Here is a 13,959-nt window from a genome sequence, read left to right as displayed (position 1 = left end):
TCAGAAGACGGGCAGATCGGGGTCGTTGTCCTCGACGGGCGTGTGGATGCCGCATTCGGTCTTGTCCCAGCCCGCCCAGCGGCCCGAGCGCGGGTCCTCGCCGGGCTTGACCTTGTGGGTGCACGGCGCGCAGCCGATCGAGAGATAGCCCTCGGCCTCGAGCGGATGGCGCGGCAGGTCGTGCGCCGTGAAATAGGCGTCGAGATCGGCCTTGGTCCAGTCGGCGAGCGGGTTGATCTTGAGCTTGCCGGCCTTGTCGACCTCGAACCGCGGGAGCGCGTTGCGGGTCGAGGCCTGGAACGCCTTGCGCCCGGTGATGCTGGCGTCGAAGCCGGCCATCGCCTTCTCCAGCGGGATCACCTTGCGGATCTCGCAGCAGCCGTCGGGATCGTAGGACCAGCGCAGGCCGGTCTCGTCGCGCTTGGCGAGCGTCTCGGCATCGGGCGTGACGATGCGCAGATCGGTGAGGCCGAGCTTCGCCGCGAGCTGGTCGCGATAGGCGAGCGTCTCGGGAAAATGCTTGCCGGTGTCGAGGAAGATCACCGGCACCGACGGATCGACCGAGGCGACCAGGTGAAGCAGCACCGCCGACTCCGCGCCGAACGACGAGACGATCGCGACGTCGCCGGCCATCTGCTCGGTCAGGACGGTGCGCAGCACCTCCGTGGTCGAGACGCCGCGGAACAGGTTGTTGAGGCGCAGCGCATCGCGCTCCGTGAAGGCCGGAGCGGTGTCGATGCGGTCGATCTTGCGGGCGGTCACGCTAGCCATGCCGCCGTTTCCAGACGGGCACGGCGGGGTCGGCCGCGGCCTGATAGACATGGTCGTAGCGGGCGAGGCTGGCGGCGAGCACGGTCTCGTCGACCGGCGCCTCGGGCGCGAAGCTGTCGAAGCCGCAGCGGCGCATCAGCGGGATCTGGTCCACCAGCACGTCGCCCTGCGCGCGCAGCTCGCCGGTATAGCCCGCCTCGCGCAGGATGCGCGCCGAGCTGTAGCCGCGGCCGTCGCGGAACTTGGGGAAGCTCACCTCGACCAGCGACAGGCGATCGAGATGGGGCAGGAGGATGCGCGCATCCTCGCCGCTCTCGATGCGGACCGCGGTGGCGTTGGACTGGCCGAGGAAGGAGTCGAGCGTTACCGCCGGCTCGTCATGCGCGTCGTCGTCGCGGTAGCGCAGCAGATCAGCCATAGATCGCCTCCTTGAACGGGGCCATGCCGACGCGGCGATAGGTGTCGAGGAAGCGCTCGCCCTGCTCGCGCTGGGCGAGATAGACGTCGGTCGCCTTCTCGATCGCGTCGACCACGCCGTCCTCGCTGAAGCCGGGGCCGGTGATCGTACCGAGCGACGCGTCCTCCGCGCCCGATCCGCCGAGCAGCAGCTGGTAATTCTCCACGCCCTTCCGGTCGACGCCGAGAATGCCGATGTGACCGGCATGGTGGTGGCCGCAGGCGTTGATGCAGCCGCTGATCTTGAGCTTGAGCTCGCCGAGTTCGCGCTGGCGGCCGAGATCGGCGAAACGCGCGGCTATTTTCTGCGCCACGGGGATCGAGCGGGCGTTGGCGAGCGAGCAGTAATCGAGGCCGGGGCAGGCGATGATGTCGCTGATCAAATCGAGATTGGGTTCGGCGAGGCCGGCCTCGGCGAGCCGTTGCCAGATGGCGTAGAGATCGGCCTTCTTCACATGCGGCAGGACGATGTTCTGCGCGTGGGTGACGCGGAGCTCGTCGAAGCTGTGCTGCTCGGCGAGGTCGGCCATCAGGTCGATCTGCGCCGAAGAGGCGTCGCCGGGGATGCCCCCGGTGGGCTTCAGGCTGATGTTGACGATGGCGTAGCCGGGCGCCTTGTGCGCGGCGACATTCTGGTCGAGCCAGAGCGCGAAGCCGGGGTCGCTGCGGTCGATCTCGTCCGGCAGGCCGGTCTCGAACGCCGGGTCGGCGAAATGGGCGGCGATGCGCTGGAACTCGGCAAAAGGCGGATCGATGCCGAGCTTCTTGACCTCGGCGAACTCCGCCTCGACCTCGTCGCGGTACTTGTCGGCGCCGATCTCGTGGACCAGGATCTTGATCCGCGCCTTGTAGATGTTGTCGCGGCGGCCGTAGCGATTGTAGACGCGCAGGCACGCTTCCATGTAGCTGACGAAGTCGTCGAACGGCACGAAGTCCTTGATCAGCGGCGCGATCATCGGGGTGCGGCCCATGCCGCCGCCGACATAGACGGCGACGCCGTGGACGCCGTCCCGCTCGACGATCCGAAGGCCGATATCGTGAAGGCGCATCGCCGCGCGATCCTCGTCCGCGGCGATCACCGCGATCTTGAACTTGCGCGGCAGGTAGCTGAACTCGGGGTGGAAGGTGCTCCACTGGCGCAGCAGCTCGGCCCAGGGGCGCGGGTCGGTGAGCTCGTCCGCGGCGGCGCCGGCATACTGGTCCGACGAGATGTTGCGGATGCAGTTGCCGCTGGTCTGGATGGCATGCATCTCGACCGTCGCCAGCTCAGCGAGGATGTCGGGCGCGTCCTCGAGCTTGATCCAGTTGTACTGGATGTTCTGGCGCGTGGTGAAATGGCCATAGTCGCGGTCATATTTGCGCGCGATGTGCGCGAGCATGCGCATCTGGCGGCTGTCGAGCGTGCCATAGGGCACCGCGACGCGCAGCATGTAGGCGTGGAGCTGGAGGTAGAGGCCGTTCATCAGCCGGAGCGGCTTGAACTGGTCCTCGGTGATCTGGCCGGCGAGGCGGCGGTTCACCTGATCGCGGAACTCCTCGACGCGGCTGGCGACGATCGAGTGGTCATATTCGTCGTATTTGTACATCTCAGATCACCCAGCTGCCGGCGTTGGGGTCGGCGGGTTTGAGCGTGAGGTCCGGGCGCACGGTCGGGCCGAGCGCGCGGATGCGGTCCTTGATATGCGCGGGGCGCGGGCCCTCGGGGGTTTCGGTGGCGTCGATGACATAGGGGCCGTTGACGCGGCGAGCGCCTTCCTCGGCATGGGCGATCGCCTCGCCCTGGTCGCCGACATCGACGGCGTCCTCGACATGGCGCGACCAGCCGCTGCCGGTCCACCAGGTGACGTCGCCCGTCGGCAGGTCGTTTCCGGTGAGGATCTTCACAAGTCGAATCCGTGCATGAGTTCGGCCTTCCTCGCCCAGCCGGCGAGCTTGTCCTGCGCGTCGGACAGCGCGACGACCTCGCCGACGACGATGATCGCCGGGCTCTGGACCTTCTCGCGCTCGACCATCGGGCCCAAATCGGCGAGCAGGGTCTTCATCGCGCGGCTGCCGTCGAGCGTCGCGCGCTCGAGCACCGCGACGGGCATGTCGGGGGCGACGCCGTCGCGCATCAATTTCTCGGCGATGTCGGGGCAGGTCTGTACGCCCATGTAGATGACGAGGGTGCGGCCCTTGCCGGCGAGGCCCGACCAGTCCTGTTCGCTGAGACCCTTGCACTGGCCGGCGACGAAGCTGACCGCGCTCGACCAGTCGCGGTGGGTGAGCGGGAGCATCGCCTCGGCCGCGCCGCCGAGCGCGGCGCTGACGCCCGGGATGACTTCGACGGGGAGGCCGGCGGCGCGCACCGCCTCGACCTCTTCGCCGCCGCGGCCGAAGATGAACGGGTCGCCGCCCTTCAAGCGCACGACGATCGCGCCGGTCTTCACATGCGCGATGATGAGGGCGTTGATCCCTTCCTGCGGCACGGTGTGCTTCGAGCGGCGCTTGGCGACCGAGATGCGGTGCGCCTGGGGCGCGAGGTCGAGCACGCGCGAGTCGACCAGCCCGTCATGGACGAGCACGTCGGCCGCCTTCAGCGCCTCGACGGCGCGCATGGTCAGCAGGCCCGGATCGCCCGGGCCGGCGCCGACCAGGATCACGCGCCCGCGCGCGGAAGGATCGAGCAGGGAAGCCATGGGTGGCAGATGGGCCGCGGTGACGTTCGCGGCAACCGATGGTTGCTTGGGAGGGCGGAAGGCGAACTTTGCCGGATCGGCAATCCTGAATGACGCATTGTTGGTGATGCGCATTCCCGCTAGGAGGGCATGGTGGGGGAAGGCGTGTATCCGGCGATCAGCGTTCATCGCTTCTCGACCTGTGGGATCGAGGCACGTCAGCGCCATGACGCGTGGCGCGAGCGCCCTTCATCCTTCGGGCGCATGTTCGAGACCGTGCCGCACGAAGCGTTCGACACCAGCTCGAGCGTCTTCGCCCTGGGATCGATCCAGGTCGCCTTCTCCTCCTTTTGCTCGCAGACCTGGACACGCACCGCCGCGATGGCTCGCGCCGACGATGTCGACTGGCTGACCGTCAACGTCCGCTTTGCCGGCGCGGCCCATGGCGATAGCGAGATCGCCGACTTCGTCGTGCCGGCCGGCGGCGCGGTCTTGATGGATCTGGCCCGGCCGAGCAGCCATCTCTCGGAACGATCGGACTCTGCGCTACTGATGATCCCGCGCGCGCTGGCCGAATCGGCGCTTGGACCGGTGCGGAGCCTGCACGGCGCGGTGATCTCGCCGAGCGGCTCCGCGCTACTGCGCACGCACCTGCGGCAGCTGCAGCAATCGGTGCATGACATTCCCGTCGCGCAGAGCGAGCGTATGTCCGGGATATTGCTCGACCTGATCGCGGTATCGCTGTCGATGGAGGGGCGCTCCGTCGCGCCCACCGCCGACGCGCTCGATGCCGTGCGCCAGCGTGCGCTGGCCTTGATCGACGCGCGATTGGGATCGGCTCAGCTCAACCCCGCGTCGCTGGCCCGATCCCTTGGGGTATCGCGGTCGACGCTCTACCGGCTGTTCAGCGCCGAGGGCGGGGTCAACGCCTATATCCGCCAGCGGCGGCTCGAGCATGTCCATCAACTGCTCGGCCAGTCGACGACGAACGAACCGATCGCGGTGCTGGCCGAACGCTGGGGGTTCTGCGACGCGGCGCATTTCGGCCGACTGTTTCGCGCGGCCTATGGCATGACGCCGGGCGAGTATCGGGCGATGCGGCACGCGCTTCGCATGGGGTGAGCCAGCCGGGCGCGGGCCTAATGCGGCTCGTGCGCAGCTTCCCGGTCGTCGATCCAGTTGCCGGTGCGAGGATCCTTTGCGATCGGGCGGCCGCAGCGCGCGCAATTGGCGCGGAAACGGGCGCCGCGACTTCGAACGTCGCGCCGAATGCGACGGTGTCCTGCAATCAGACAGATCAGTTGCCGCATCGGCGCCACGCCCCCATTTCCCCTGCGGGCGATGTAGCGGGCGTGGCGCGCGCGGGTAAGCAGCGGCACTATTACAGCCGTCCCAGGGTATTGTGTGCCGGGCTCAGGTCGCCAATTCGCGCGCGCGGCCGGCGAGCCGGAGCGCTTCGTCGATCAACTCGGCGGCAAATGCGAGGTCCCTCTGCGCCACCGCGATGGTGAGGCAGTTGCTGGCTTCGCGGCGAAGCCGTTCGGCGCGGGTGGGGCGGGAGGAGTCGTACGCAGGGGGTTTCACGCGGCGGATAATTCGTATGACCGCGGCGGGTTCCGCGCTTCGTCGCAAACGGCTACCGGCCGCCGCCGATATCGATGAACGCCCCCGTTACGTAGGACGAAGCGTCGCCGAGCAGCCACAGGATCGCCTCGGCCACCTCGTCGGCGGTGCCGGCGCGGCCAATCGGGGTCTGGGCGCCGAGGTTCTGCGCACGGTCGGGGCGGCCGCCGCTGGCATGGATATCGGTCTCGATCAGGCCGGGGCGGACGGCGTTGACGCGCACCCCCTGGGGCGCGAGCTCCTTCGACAGGCCGATGGTGAGGCTGTCGAGCGCGCCCTTGGTGGCGGCATAGTCGACATATTCAAACGGCGCGCCGAGCCGCGCGGCGATCGAGGAGACCAGGACGATCGCGCCGCCGGTTCCCCCGCGGTCGCGCGGCAGGCGCCGGGCCGCCTCGCGCGCGGTGAGCAACGCACCGAGCAGGTTGACGTCGAACATCCGCCGCAGCCGATCGAGCTCCATGTCGGCAAGCATCGCCGCCGGGCCGACGATGCCGGCATTGACCACGACGCCGTCGATGCCCCAGAAGCGCGCGGCCGCGGCGTCGAACAAGGCGATCACATCAGCTTCCGCCGCAGTGTCGGCCCGCATAGCGAGCGCCTGGCCGCCGAGCGCTTCGATCTCCGCAACGGTCGCCCGGGCGGCGGCTTCGTCGGCGACATAGCTCAGCGTCACCGCCGAGCCGGCGCGCGCTGCGAGGAGTGCAGTGGCACGGCCGATGCCGCGGCCGCCGCCGGTGACCACCAGGGATTTCACGACCCGATCAGCCCTCGCGCAGGCCGATGCCGATGCTCACCCGCGCCTGCTCGGCCTCGCTCGACACCACCGGATAGGCGCAATAGTCGGCGGCGTAATAGGCGCTGGGGCGATGGTTGCCCGACCAGCCGATCCCGCCGAAGGGCGCCGCCGAGCTGGCGCCGTTGGTCGGGCGGTTCCAGTTGACGATGCCGGCGCGGATATTCGCCCAGAACTGGTCGTAGAGCTTGGGATCCTGGCTCACCAGCGACGCTGAAAGGCCGTAACGGGTGTTGTTGGCCTCGGCGATCGCCTCCTCGAAGCTGTTGGCGCGGATCACCTGGAGGATCGGGCCGAACAGCTCGACATCGGGCTTTTCCTTGGCCTCGGTCATGTCGATCATCGCCGGCGTGACGAAGGGGCGCCCCTCGATGGGCCGCTCCATGTGGCGCAGCGGACGGCCGCCGAGGAAGGAGAGCTCGAGGAAGCTCTCGGTCAGCAGGTCGGCGGTGTCGTTGTCGATCACCGGCCCCATGAACGGCGCGGGGTCGGCATGGGGTTCGCCCATGATCAGGCGACCGATCAGCTTGTTGAGCTCCTCGATCAGCGGCTCGTAGAGATTCTGGTCGACGATCAGGCGGCGTGCGGCGGTGCAGCGCTGGCCGGCGGTGGTGAAGGCGGACTGCACCACCAGCACCGCGGCGGAGTAGATGTCGGGAGTCGACCACACCAGGATCGGGTTGTTGCCGCCCATCTCGAGCGCGAGGATCTTCTCGGGCTTGGAGGCGAAGGCGCGGTTGAGCGCGATGCCGGTGCGCGCCGAGCCGGTGAACAACAGCCCGTCGATCCCGTCGTGCGCAGCGAGCGCCTTGCCCTCGTCCGGGCCGCCGATGAGCAGGCGGATGCAGCCCTCGGGCACCCCTGCGGCGTGGAAGCATTCGACGAGGAAGGCGCCGGTCGCGGGGGTCTTCTCCGACGGCTTGAACACCACCGCATTGCCCGCGAGCAGCGCCGGAACGATGTGGCCGTTGGGGAGGTGCGCCGGGAAATTATACGGGCCGAGCACCGCGAGCACGCCGTGCGGCTTGTGGCGCAGCGCGAGGCGGGTGTTCATCGGCGCGTCGATGCGGCGCTGGCCGGTGCGCTCGGAAAAGGCCGAGACCGAGATGTCGACCTTGGCGATCACCGTATCGACTTCGCTGCGCGCCTCCCAGATCGGCTTGCCGGTCTCGCGCGCGATCAGGTCGGTGAAGGCGTCGGACTTCTGGCGCACGACATTGGCGAAGCGGCGCAGCGCCTCGATCCGGTAAGCGAGCGGGCGCGCGGCCCAGTCGGCCCAGCTCGCGCGCGCTCTGGCGACCTCGGCGTCGACGTCGCCGATCTGCCTGCGCCACAGCACCGCGCCGGTGGCGGGCTCGGTCGAGATGATTTCCGATGCGGGCATTCGTTCTTTCTTTGGCTGGCCCCCTGAGATGGTGGACGCTCTAGCACCAAGTCGCCGGACTATTCCACCTTGGCCGTATCCAGCGCCTCGCGCATCTGCCGGATCGCCGCGATCTTGGCGTGGAACGGACCCCAATCGTCGTCGCGGTCGATCGCCGACCAGATCGCCTCGACCTCATCGATCAGCATCGAGCAGGGCTCACCGGCGAAATAGGGGGGCGTGCGGGCGCCCGGCACGGGGTCATGCTCGGCGAGCGTATCGCGTACCCTGTCCCATTCGGGACCGTAGCCCGCGGGGAGCGTGCCGCCAAAACCGTCGAAGAAGAAGCGGTCGATCGGCCATTGCGTCGCGAGCAGCGCGTCGTCGACCGCGTCCTTGAGCCGCCATCCGGCTTCGCCGTCGCGAGCGCGAAGGCCCAGGCGTCGCAGCAGCGGAGCGGGATAGGACAAGCGGTACTGCGCCTCGAACTGCTCGAGCCGCGCGATCAGGGGCGGTGCGTCGCTGATCAGACGCAGCGACACCGCGAGCTGGGCACAGTTCCACAGGATCGCATCGGGCTGGCGGCCGAAGGCATAGAGCCCGGCATGGTCGAAATAGGCGGCGGTGAAGGCGGGGTCGAAGGCGGGGGCGAAGCGCCAGGGGCCATAGTCGAAGCTCTCGCCGGTGACGTTGATATTGTCGGTGTTGAGCACGCCGTGGACGAACCCCGCGGCCATGTAGCCGGCGGCGAGGCGGGCGGTGCGCGCCACCACGAGGCCGAAGAATTGCGCGACCGGGTCCTGCTCCGGCTCGACGCCGAACAGCTCGGCGAGGCACCAGTCGACGAGCCGCCGCATATTCGCCGCATCGCCGAAATAGGCGAGCCGCTGGAAGGTGCCGATGCGGATATGGCTGCGGCTCATCCGCACCAGCACGGCCGAGCGGGTGGGAGAGGGCTCGTCGTTGCGCTGCAGCGCCTCGCCGGTCTCGACCAGCGAGAGGCTGCGCGAGGTCTCGACGCCGAGCGCCTCGAGCATCTCGGTCGCCAGTACCTCGCGCACCCCGCCCTTGAGCGTCAGCCGGCCGTCGCCGAAGCGGCTGTACGGCGTCTGGCCCGAGCCCTTGGTGCCGAGTTCGAGCAACGCGCCGTCCCCGCGGCGCATCTGCGCGAAGGTGAAGCCGCGGCCGTCGCCGATCTCGGGATTGTACACGCGGAACTGGTGGCCGTGATAGCGCAGCGCCAGCGGCTCGGGCAGGTTGCCGGGCAGCGGCTCGAAGCGGGCGAAGTGGCGGAGCCAGGCGTTGTCGTCGAGCGGGTCGAGGCCGATTTCCGCCGCTGCGCGATCATTGCGGAAGCGCAGGATGGTCTGAGGAAAATCCGCTGCCGTGACCGGATCGTAGAAGGCGTCGCCGAGTTTCAGGATCGCGGGATCGGGCCGGTAGGACGGCGCTTGCGGGAAATCGGCCATGGCGCGATATGGGGGGCGATGGCGACCGCGCGCAACCTGCCCGACTATACCGACGGTTACTGGTGGTCGGGCGACGGCCTGCGGCTGCACTATCGCGACTATCCCGGCGGCGCGGGCAAGCCGCCCTTGCTCTGCATCCCCGGCCTGACGCGCAACGCGCGCGATTACGAGGCGCTGGCGGAGCGGCTCGCGGGGCAATGGCGCGTGATCGCGGTCGATCTGCGCGGGCGCGGCGAGAGCGCCTATGCCAAGGATCCGATGACCTATGTGCCGCTGACCTATCTCCAGGACCTGGAGGCGTTGGTCGTGGGGCTGAATCTCGAGCGGTTCGTCGCGGTCGGCACCTCGCTCGGCGGCATCCTGACGATGCTGATGGCCTCGACTCATCCCGAGCGCATCGCCGGCGCGGTGCTCAACGATGTCGGCCCGGAGATCGACCCGCTCGGGCTCGGGCGCATCCGCGGCTATGTCGGCAAGGCGAACTGGCACCCGACGTGGATGCACGCAGCGCGCGCGCTGGCCGAGGCCAATGGCGACGTCTATCCCGGCTATGGCATCGAGGACTGGCTGGCGATGGCCAAGCGGCTCTATCGCCTGACCAGCGCGGGGCGGATCGTGCTCGATTACGACATGAAGATCGCCGAGCCGTTCCGGGTGCCGGGCAACGAGGCGGGCCCCGACATGTGGCGCGCGTTCGACGGGCTCAAGGACAAGCCGCTGCTGGTGGTGCGCGGCGAGCGCTCCGACATCCTCTCCGCGGCTACCGCCGAGGCGATGCGCAAGCGCGTCAAGGCCTGCGACCTGGTGACCGTGCCGCAGACCGGGCATGCGCCCACGCTCGCCGAGGCCGAGGCGGTGGCGGGAATCGACCGGCTGCTCGCCAAGCTCAGCTAAGTCCGGAAGACTTGCGCGGATGTTGTTCTCGACATTGTAACAGTGCTGTTATAACTGCACTCATATGGAAACCGCGACGCTTGGCACCCTGCTCCGTCACCTCATCGAACTGCTCGATGGGGCGGTCGAGCAGGAATATCGCGACGCCGGCCTCGGCTATCGTCCGCGCTACACGCCGATCGTCCGGGTGCTGATGCGGCATGGGCCGAGCTCGATCCGCGAAATTGCCGAGCGAGCGGGGATCACCCATTCGGCGGCCAGCCAGACCGTCGCGCATATGGCGCGCAACGGCTTGCTGGAAGTGTCCACGGGCGAGGACGCGCGCGAGCGGCTGGTCGCGCTTTCGCCACTGGCCCGCGAGATCGTGCCGTCGGTCGAGCGCCGCTGGCGGGCGACCGAGGCGGCGGCGCGCGGCCTGGAGGCCGAACTGGGCGTGCCGCTGGCGGCGGTTATCCGCAACGCGATCCAAGCGCTCGACCGCAAGCCTTTCGGCGAGCGCATTCGCGACAATCTGGAGGAGAACCGATCTTGAAAAGACTGCTGTCCGCCGTGTTTCTTCCCGCACTGCTCGTCGGCATTTCGCCGGCCGGGGCGCAGATTCGGCCGGTTCCGGTCTACAGTGCCGGCGGAACGCTCTCATCTGCTCAACAGGATGCCGCAGTCGACGCGGTCATTGCCGTCATCGAGCGCCAATATGTCTTTCCGGACCGCGTTGTGGCCATCGTGCAGGCCGTTCGCGCAGCGCGGGCCAGCGGACGCTATGCGATTGGCGACCCGGCGGTCTTCGCCAGCCGGTTGACCGAGGACATCAGCCGGGCCGGCAACGACCAGCATCTCTATCTGCAATACGACCCGGAGCGGTTCGCCGCCGCGAGCCGGCAAGCAGGACCGTCGCCCGAGACGGATCTCGACTCGGTGCTGGCCGCGCGGGCGCGTCGTGCGCATTACGGTCTCGTCGAAACCAGGTTGCTCCAGGGAAATATCCGCTATCTGCGAATCTCGGCGTTCGACTGGGTCGAGGGCGAGACCGCCCAGGCCTATGACGACGCGATGCGGTTCCTGCGGGACGGCGACGCGGCCGTCATCGACATTCGCGGGAATGGCGGCGGGTCGCATCATGCCGTGCGCTATGCGCTGAGCCATTTCATGCCCGCCGACCGCCTGCTGATGACCTTTCTCGAGGCGGGCAAGGATCCGGAACAATCGTACACGCTGCGCGATCTTCCGGCCGGCCGGATGATCGGCAAGCCGCTCTACGTGCTGACCGACGGCGGCGTCGGTTCGGCCGGCGAGGACTTCGCCTACAGCGTCCAGCAGTTCCGGATCGGCCGCCTCGTCGGGGAGACCACGGCGGGCGGCGCCAACAACAATCGTTTCGTTCCAGTCCCGCCGGGCTTCATGCTGAGCGTCTCGTTCGGGCGTCCGGTGCACGCGGTGAGCGGCGGCAACTGGGAGGGGACGGGGGTTGCGCCCGACCTGCGCGTCGCCTCGGCCAGCGCTCTCGACGCTGCCGAGAGCAAGGCGCTGGGCGACCTGCTGGCCGGCGCCGGCAGCGATGCCGCGCGACGCGCCGAATATGAATGGGCGTGGGTCGGCGTCGAGGTGCGGCTCCACCCGGTCACGCTCGACGCCGCCGCGCTTCGGGCGCGGGCCGGAACCTATGGCGACGCGAGGATCGACTATCGCGACGGATCGCTGTGGCTAAGGACCCGGCCGTCTGCGCCGGTCCGGCGGATGCTGCCGCTCACCCCCGATGGCCAGCTCTTCGCGCTCGAGGGGCACGAGATGCTGCGCGCGCGCTTTTCGGGACGCGATCTGGAAACGCTGTGGCGCGGCGAGCCGGCGCCGCGGGTGTATCCGCGCTCGCGATGATCCGCGTTGGGGGACGGGTCGCGCCGTCCGCCCCCGCCCATGCCTCAGTCACCTAGCGCGGCGCGGCGCGCGATCTCGGCGTTGGTCGGCTCTTCCATCGCGAAGGAACCGGTCTCGACCGCGCCGGCGCGTTCATAGGCGGCGATGATCACGCCGCTCGGCGACACGTTGGAGTCGACCAGGCGAAAGCCGGCGGGCCTAGCGCCGTCGCCGAGCATCCGCTTGCCTTTGCCGAGCACGAGCGGGAAGGTCAGCAGGCGCAGCTCGTCGATCAGATCCTCGGCGAGCAGGGTCTGAAGCAGGACGCTCGACCCCTGGGTGAGCAGGTCGGGGCCGTCCTGCCGCTTGAGCTCGCGCAGCGCGGCCGGCACGTCGGGGCCGAGCAACCGGCTGTTCTGCCAGTCGAGGCTGGGCTGCGAGCGGCTCGCGACATATTTGGTGGTCGCGTTGAAGCGGTTGGCGATCGCGGCGCTGCCTTCGTCATAGCCCTCGGCGTCGGGATCGGTCGGGAAGTGCGGCCAGTGCGCGGCGAAAATGTCATAGGTCTTGCGGCCCAGCAGCAGGTTGAACGGGCGCGCGAACATCTCGTCCACCGCCGCGCCGCAAGTCTCGTCGAAATGTGGCACGAGCCAACCGCCGAACTTGAAGCCGCCGGTGGGATCCTCCTCCGGGGCGCCGGGCGCCTGCATCACGCCGTCGAGGCTGACAAAGGCCGCTGCGATGATCTTGCGCATGGTTCTTCTCCTTGGTTCGCCAGCGCGGCATCGCGCTGTCATCCTCACGACGGGTGAGACAGGCCGGAATCGACACGCTCCGCAGAATTTTTTCGCGCGGCGGCGATTTGGGCGTTAAGCAGCCCGCCCAGCATGGCCATCCGTATCCTCCATCTCCATTCGAGCTTCGACCTGGGCGGCAAGGAAGCCCGCGCCGTCCGGCTGATGAACGCATTCGGCGACCGCGCGAGCCACGTTATCGTCTCCGGGGTCGAGGGCGCGTACGGCGCGCGCGACGCGATCGCCAAGGGCGTCCGCTACGAGATCGCGCAGAACCCGCCGCCGCTGACCGGCAAGCCGTCGGTCGCGCGCTACGAGGCTATCGCCAAGTTCATGGCGAAGTTCGACCTCGTGCTCACCTATAATTGGGGCGCGATCGACGGGGTGATGGCGAAGCGCGTGTTCGCCAAGAATTTGCCGCCGGTGATCCATCACGAGGACGGGTTCAACGCCGACGAGGCGACGCGGCTCAATCCGGTGCGCAACATGTACCGGCGCATCGCGCTCGGCGCGGCGCATGCGCTGGTCGTGCCCTCGCATCTGCTCGAGCGCGTCGCGGTCAAGGCGTGGAAGCAGCCGCGAGAGCGCATCCACAGGATCTCCAACGGGATCGATGTCGCCGCCTATGCGAGGAAGCCCGACGCGCGGGCGATCCCTGGCTTCAAGCGGCTGCCCGGGCATGTCGTGGTCGGCACGCTCGCAGGGCTGCGCGAGGTCAAGGACCTGACGATGCTGGTGCGCGCGATGGGGGGCATGAGGAGCCGTGCGCAGCTGGTGATCGTCGGCGAGGGCCCCGAGCGCGAGGCGATCCAGGACACGATCGACAATATGGGGATGGAGAAGACCGTGCTGCTGCCCGGCTTCCTGCCCGATCCGCACCGCTATATGGGGCTGTTCGACATCTTCGCGCTCTCCTCGAAGAGCGAGCAGCAGCCGATCGCGGTGATGGAGGCGATGGCGGCGGGGCTGCCGATCGCCTCGACCCCGGTCGGCGACGTCGCGCAGATGATCGCGCCGGAGAATTTGCCGGCGATCTCCGAGGACTGGAATCCGGTGCATCTGCGCGACCGGATCGAGACGCTGGCGGCGCATCCCGATGCGCGCGCCGCGGTCGGCAAGGCGAACCAGGCGCGCGCCCGTGCGTTGTTCGACGAGAAGGCAATGATCGCCGCCTATGCCGCGCTTTACGCGGACGCCGTGAAGCGCCCTGGCGCACTGGGTTGATTCCCCTCGCTAACAGGGGTGATCGCGGCTAGAGTCGCGCGAATTTTTTCGGAGGGACGTC

15 protein-coding genes are annotated in these 13,959 nt (G+C 68.7%); 5 read left to right on the top strand and 10 right to left on the bottom strand.

The window, feature by feature from the left end; translation table 11 throughout:
* From ACO227_RS02080 to cobA, 5 genes are read right to left on the bottom strand one after another with little or no spacing between them, the layout of a single operon-like run.
* Nucleotides 1-771 (bottom strand): phosphoadenylyl-sulfate reductase, encoded by a 771-nt coding sequence (locus ACO227_RS02080; RefSeq protein ID WP_423604882.1) that lies wholly within the window; start codon nt 769-771, stop codon nt 1-3.
* A complete protein-coding gene (locus ACO227_RS02075; protein ID WP_423604880.1) occupies nt 764-1,189 on the bottom strand; it encodes a DUF934 domain-containing protein in 426 nt (141 codons plus the stop codon). The genes ACO227_RS02080 and ACO227_RS02075 overlap by 8 nt, the downstream gene beginning before the upstream one ends.
* Entirely contained in the window at nt 1,182-2,813 is a 1,632-nt protein-coding gene (locus ACO227_RS02070) for a nitrite/sulfite reductase (RefSeq protein WP_423604879.1), read from the bottom strand. The genes ACO227_RS02075 and ACO227_RS02070 overlap by 8 nt, the downstream gene beginning before the upstream one ends.
* A 1-nt stretch (nt 2,814) precedes the next feature.
* Nucleotides 2,815-3,111 (bottom strand): DUF2849 domain-containing protein, encoded by a 297-nt coding sequence (locus ACO227_RS02065; protein ID WP_066580347.1) that lies wholly within the window; start codon nt 3,109-3,111, stop codon nt 2,815-2,817.
* Nucleotides 3,108-3,905 (bottom strand): uroporphyrinogen-III C-methyltransferase, encoded by a 798-nt coding sequence (gene cobA, locus ACO227_RS02060; protein WP_423604876.1) that lies wholly within the window; start codon nt 3,903-3,905, stop codon nt 3,108-3,110. The genes ACO227_RS02065 and cobA overlap by 4 nt, the downstream gene beginning before the upstream one ends.
* Nucleotides 3,906-4,037: 132 nt before the next feature.
* Here cobA and ACO227_RS02055 point away from each other — a divergent pair, with 132 nt between their 5' ends.
* On the top strand, nt 4,038-5,006 hold the full coding sequence (locus ACO227_RS02055) for a helix-turn-helix domain-containing protein (protein ID WP_423604875.1): 969 nt from the start codon (nt 4,038-4,040) through the stop codon (nt 5,004-5,006).
* Between the two features lie 291 nt (nt 5,007-5,297).
* Here the strand turns inward: ACO227_RS02055 and ACO227_RS02050 are convergent, their stop codons facing one another.
* From ACO227_RS02050 to ACO227_RS02035, 4 genes are read right to left on the bottom strand one after another with little or no spacing between them, the layout of a single operon-like run.
* On the bottom strand, nt 5,298-5,468 hold the full coding sequence (locus tag ACO227_RS02050; protein ID WP_423604873.1) for a hypothetical protein: 171 nt from the start codon (nt 5,466-5,468) through the stop codon (nt 5,298-5,300).
* A 52-nt stretch (nt 5,469-5,520) separates the two neighbouring features.
* Complete coding sequence (locus ACO227_RS02045) at nt 5,521-6,264, bottom strand: SDR family oxidoreductase (protein ID WP_423604872.1); 744 nt, start codon at nt 6,262-6,264, stop codon at nt 5,521-5,523.
* Nucleotides 6,265-6,271: 7 nt separating this feature from the next.
* The gene (gene astD / locus ACO227_RS02040) at nt 6,272-7,687 is read right to left on the bottom strand and encodes a succinylglutamate-semialdehyde dehydrogenase (protein WP_423604870.1); all 1,416 of its coding nucleotides are present in this window, start codon (nt 7,685-7,687) and stop codon (nt 6,272-6,274) included.
* A 59-nt stretch (nt 7,688-7,746) separates the two neighbouring features.
* Nucleotides 7,747-9,135, bottom strand: a complete 1,389-nt coding sequence (locus ACO227_RS02035; protein WP_423604868.1) for a protein adenylyltransferase SelO family protein — start codon at nt 9,133-9,135, stop codon at nt 7,747-7,749.
* Nucleotides 9,136-9,153: 18 nt separating this feature from the next.
* On the opposite strand from ACO227_RS02035, the gene ACO227_RS02030 reads away from it, so the two are divergent.
* The 3 genes from ACO227_RS02030 to ACO227_RS02020 all read left to right on the top strand — a co-directional run bounded on the left by ACO227_RS02030 (nt 9,154) and on the right by ACO227_RS02020 (nt 11,901).
* Complete coding sequence (locus tag ACO227_RS02030; protein ID WP_423604866.1) at nt 9,154-10,029, top strand: alpha/beta fold hydrolase; 876 nt, start codon at nt 9,154-9,156, stop codon at nt 10,027-10,029.
* A 64-nt stretch (nt 10,030-10,093) separates the two neighbouring features.
* On the top strand, nt 10,094-10,561 hold the full coding sequence (locus ACO227_RS02025) for a MarR family winged helix-turn-helix transcriptional regulator (RefSeq protein WP_423604864.1): 468 nt from the start codon (nt 10,094-10,096) through the stop codon (nt 10,559-10,561).
* On the top strand, nt 10,558-11,901 hold the full coding sequence (locus tag ACO227_RS02020) for a S41 family peptidase (RefSeq protein ID WP_423604862.1): 1,344 nt from the start codon (nt 10,558-10,560) through the stop codon (nt 11,899-11,901). Before ACO227_RS02025 ends, ACO227_RS02020 begins: the two co-directional genes overlap by 4 nt.
* Nucleotides 11,902-11,945: 44 nt before the next feature.
* On the opposite strand, the gene ACO227_RS02015 is transcribed toward ACO227_RS02020, so the two are convergent.
* Nucleotides 11,946-12,635, bottom strand: a complete 690-nt coding sequence (locus ACO227_RS02015; RefSeq protein WP_423604860.1) for a dihydrofolate reductase family protein — start codon at nt 12,633-12,635, stop codon at nt 11,946-11,948.
* Nucleotides 12,636-12,767: 132 nt separating this feature from the next.
* On the opposite strand from ACO227_RS02015, the gene ACO227_RS02010 reads away from it, so the two are divergent.
* Complete coding sequence (locus tag ACO227_RS02010; protein WP_423604859.1) at nt 12,768-13,898, top strand: glycosyltransferase; 1,131 nt, start codon at nt 12,768-12,770, stop codon at nt 13,896-13,898.
* Nucleotides 13,899-13,959 lie beyond the last annotated feature (61 nt).

Source organism: Sphingomonas sp. MS122 (assembly GCF_049532975.1).
Taxonomy (GTDB): Bacteria; Pseudomonadota; Alphaproteobacteria; order Sphingomonadales; family Sphingomonadaceae; genus Sphingomonas.
The sequence above is the reverse complement of the archived record's forward strand: the minus strand, read 5'-3'. Positions and strand labels throughout refer to the sequence as shown.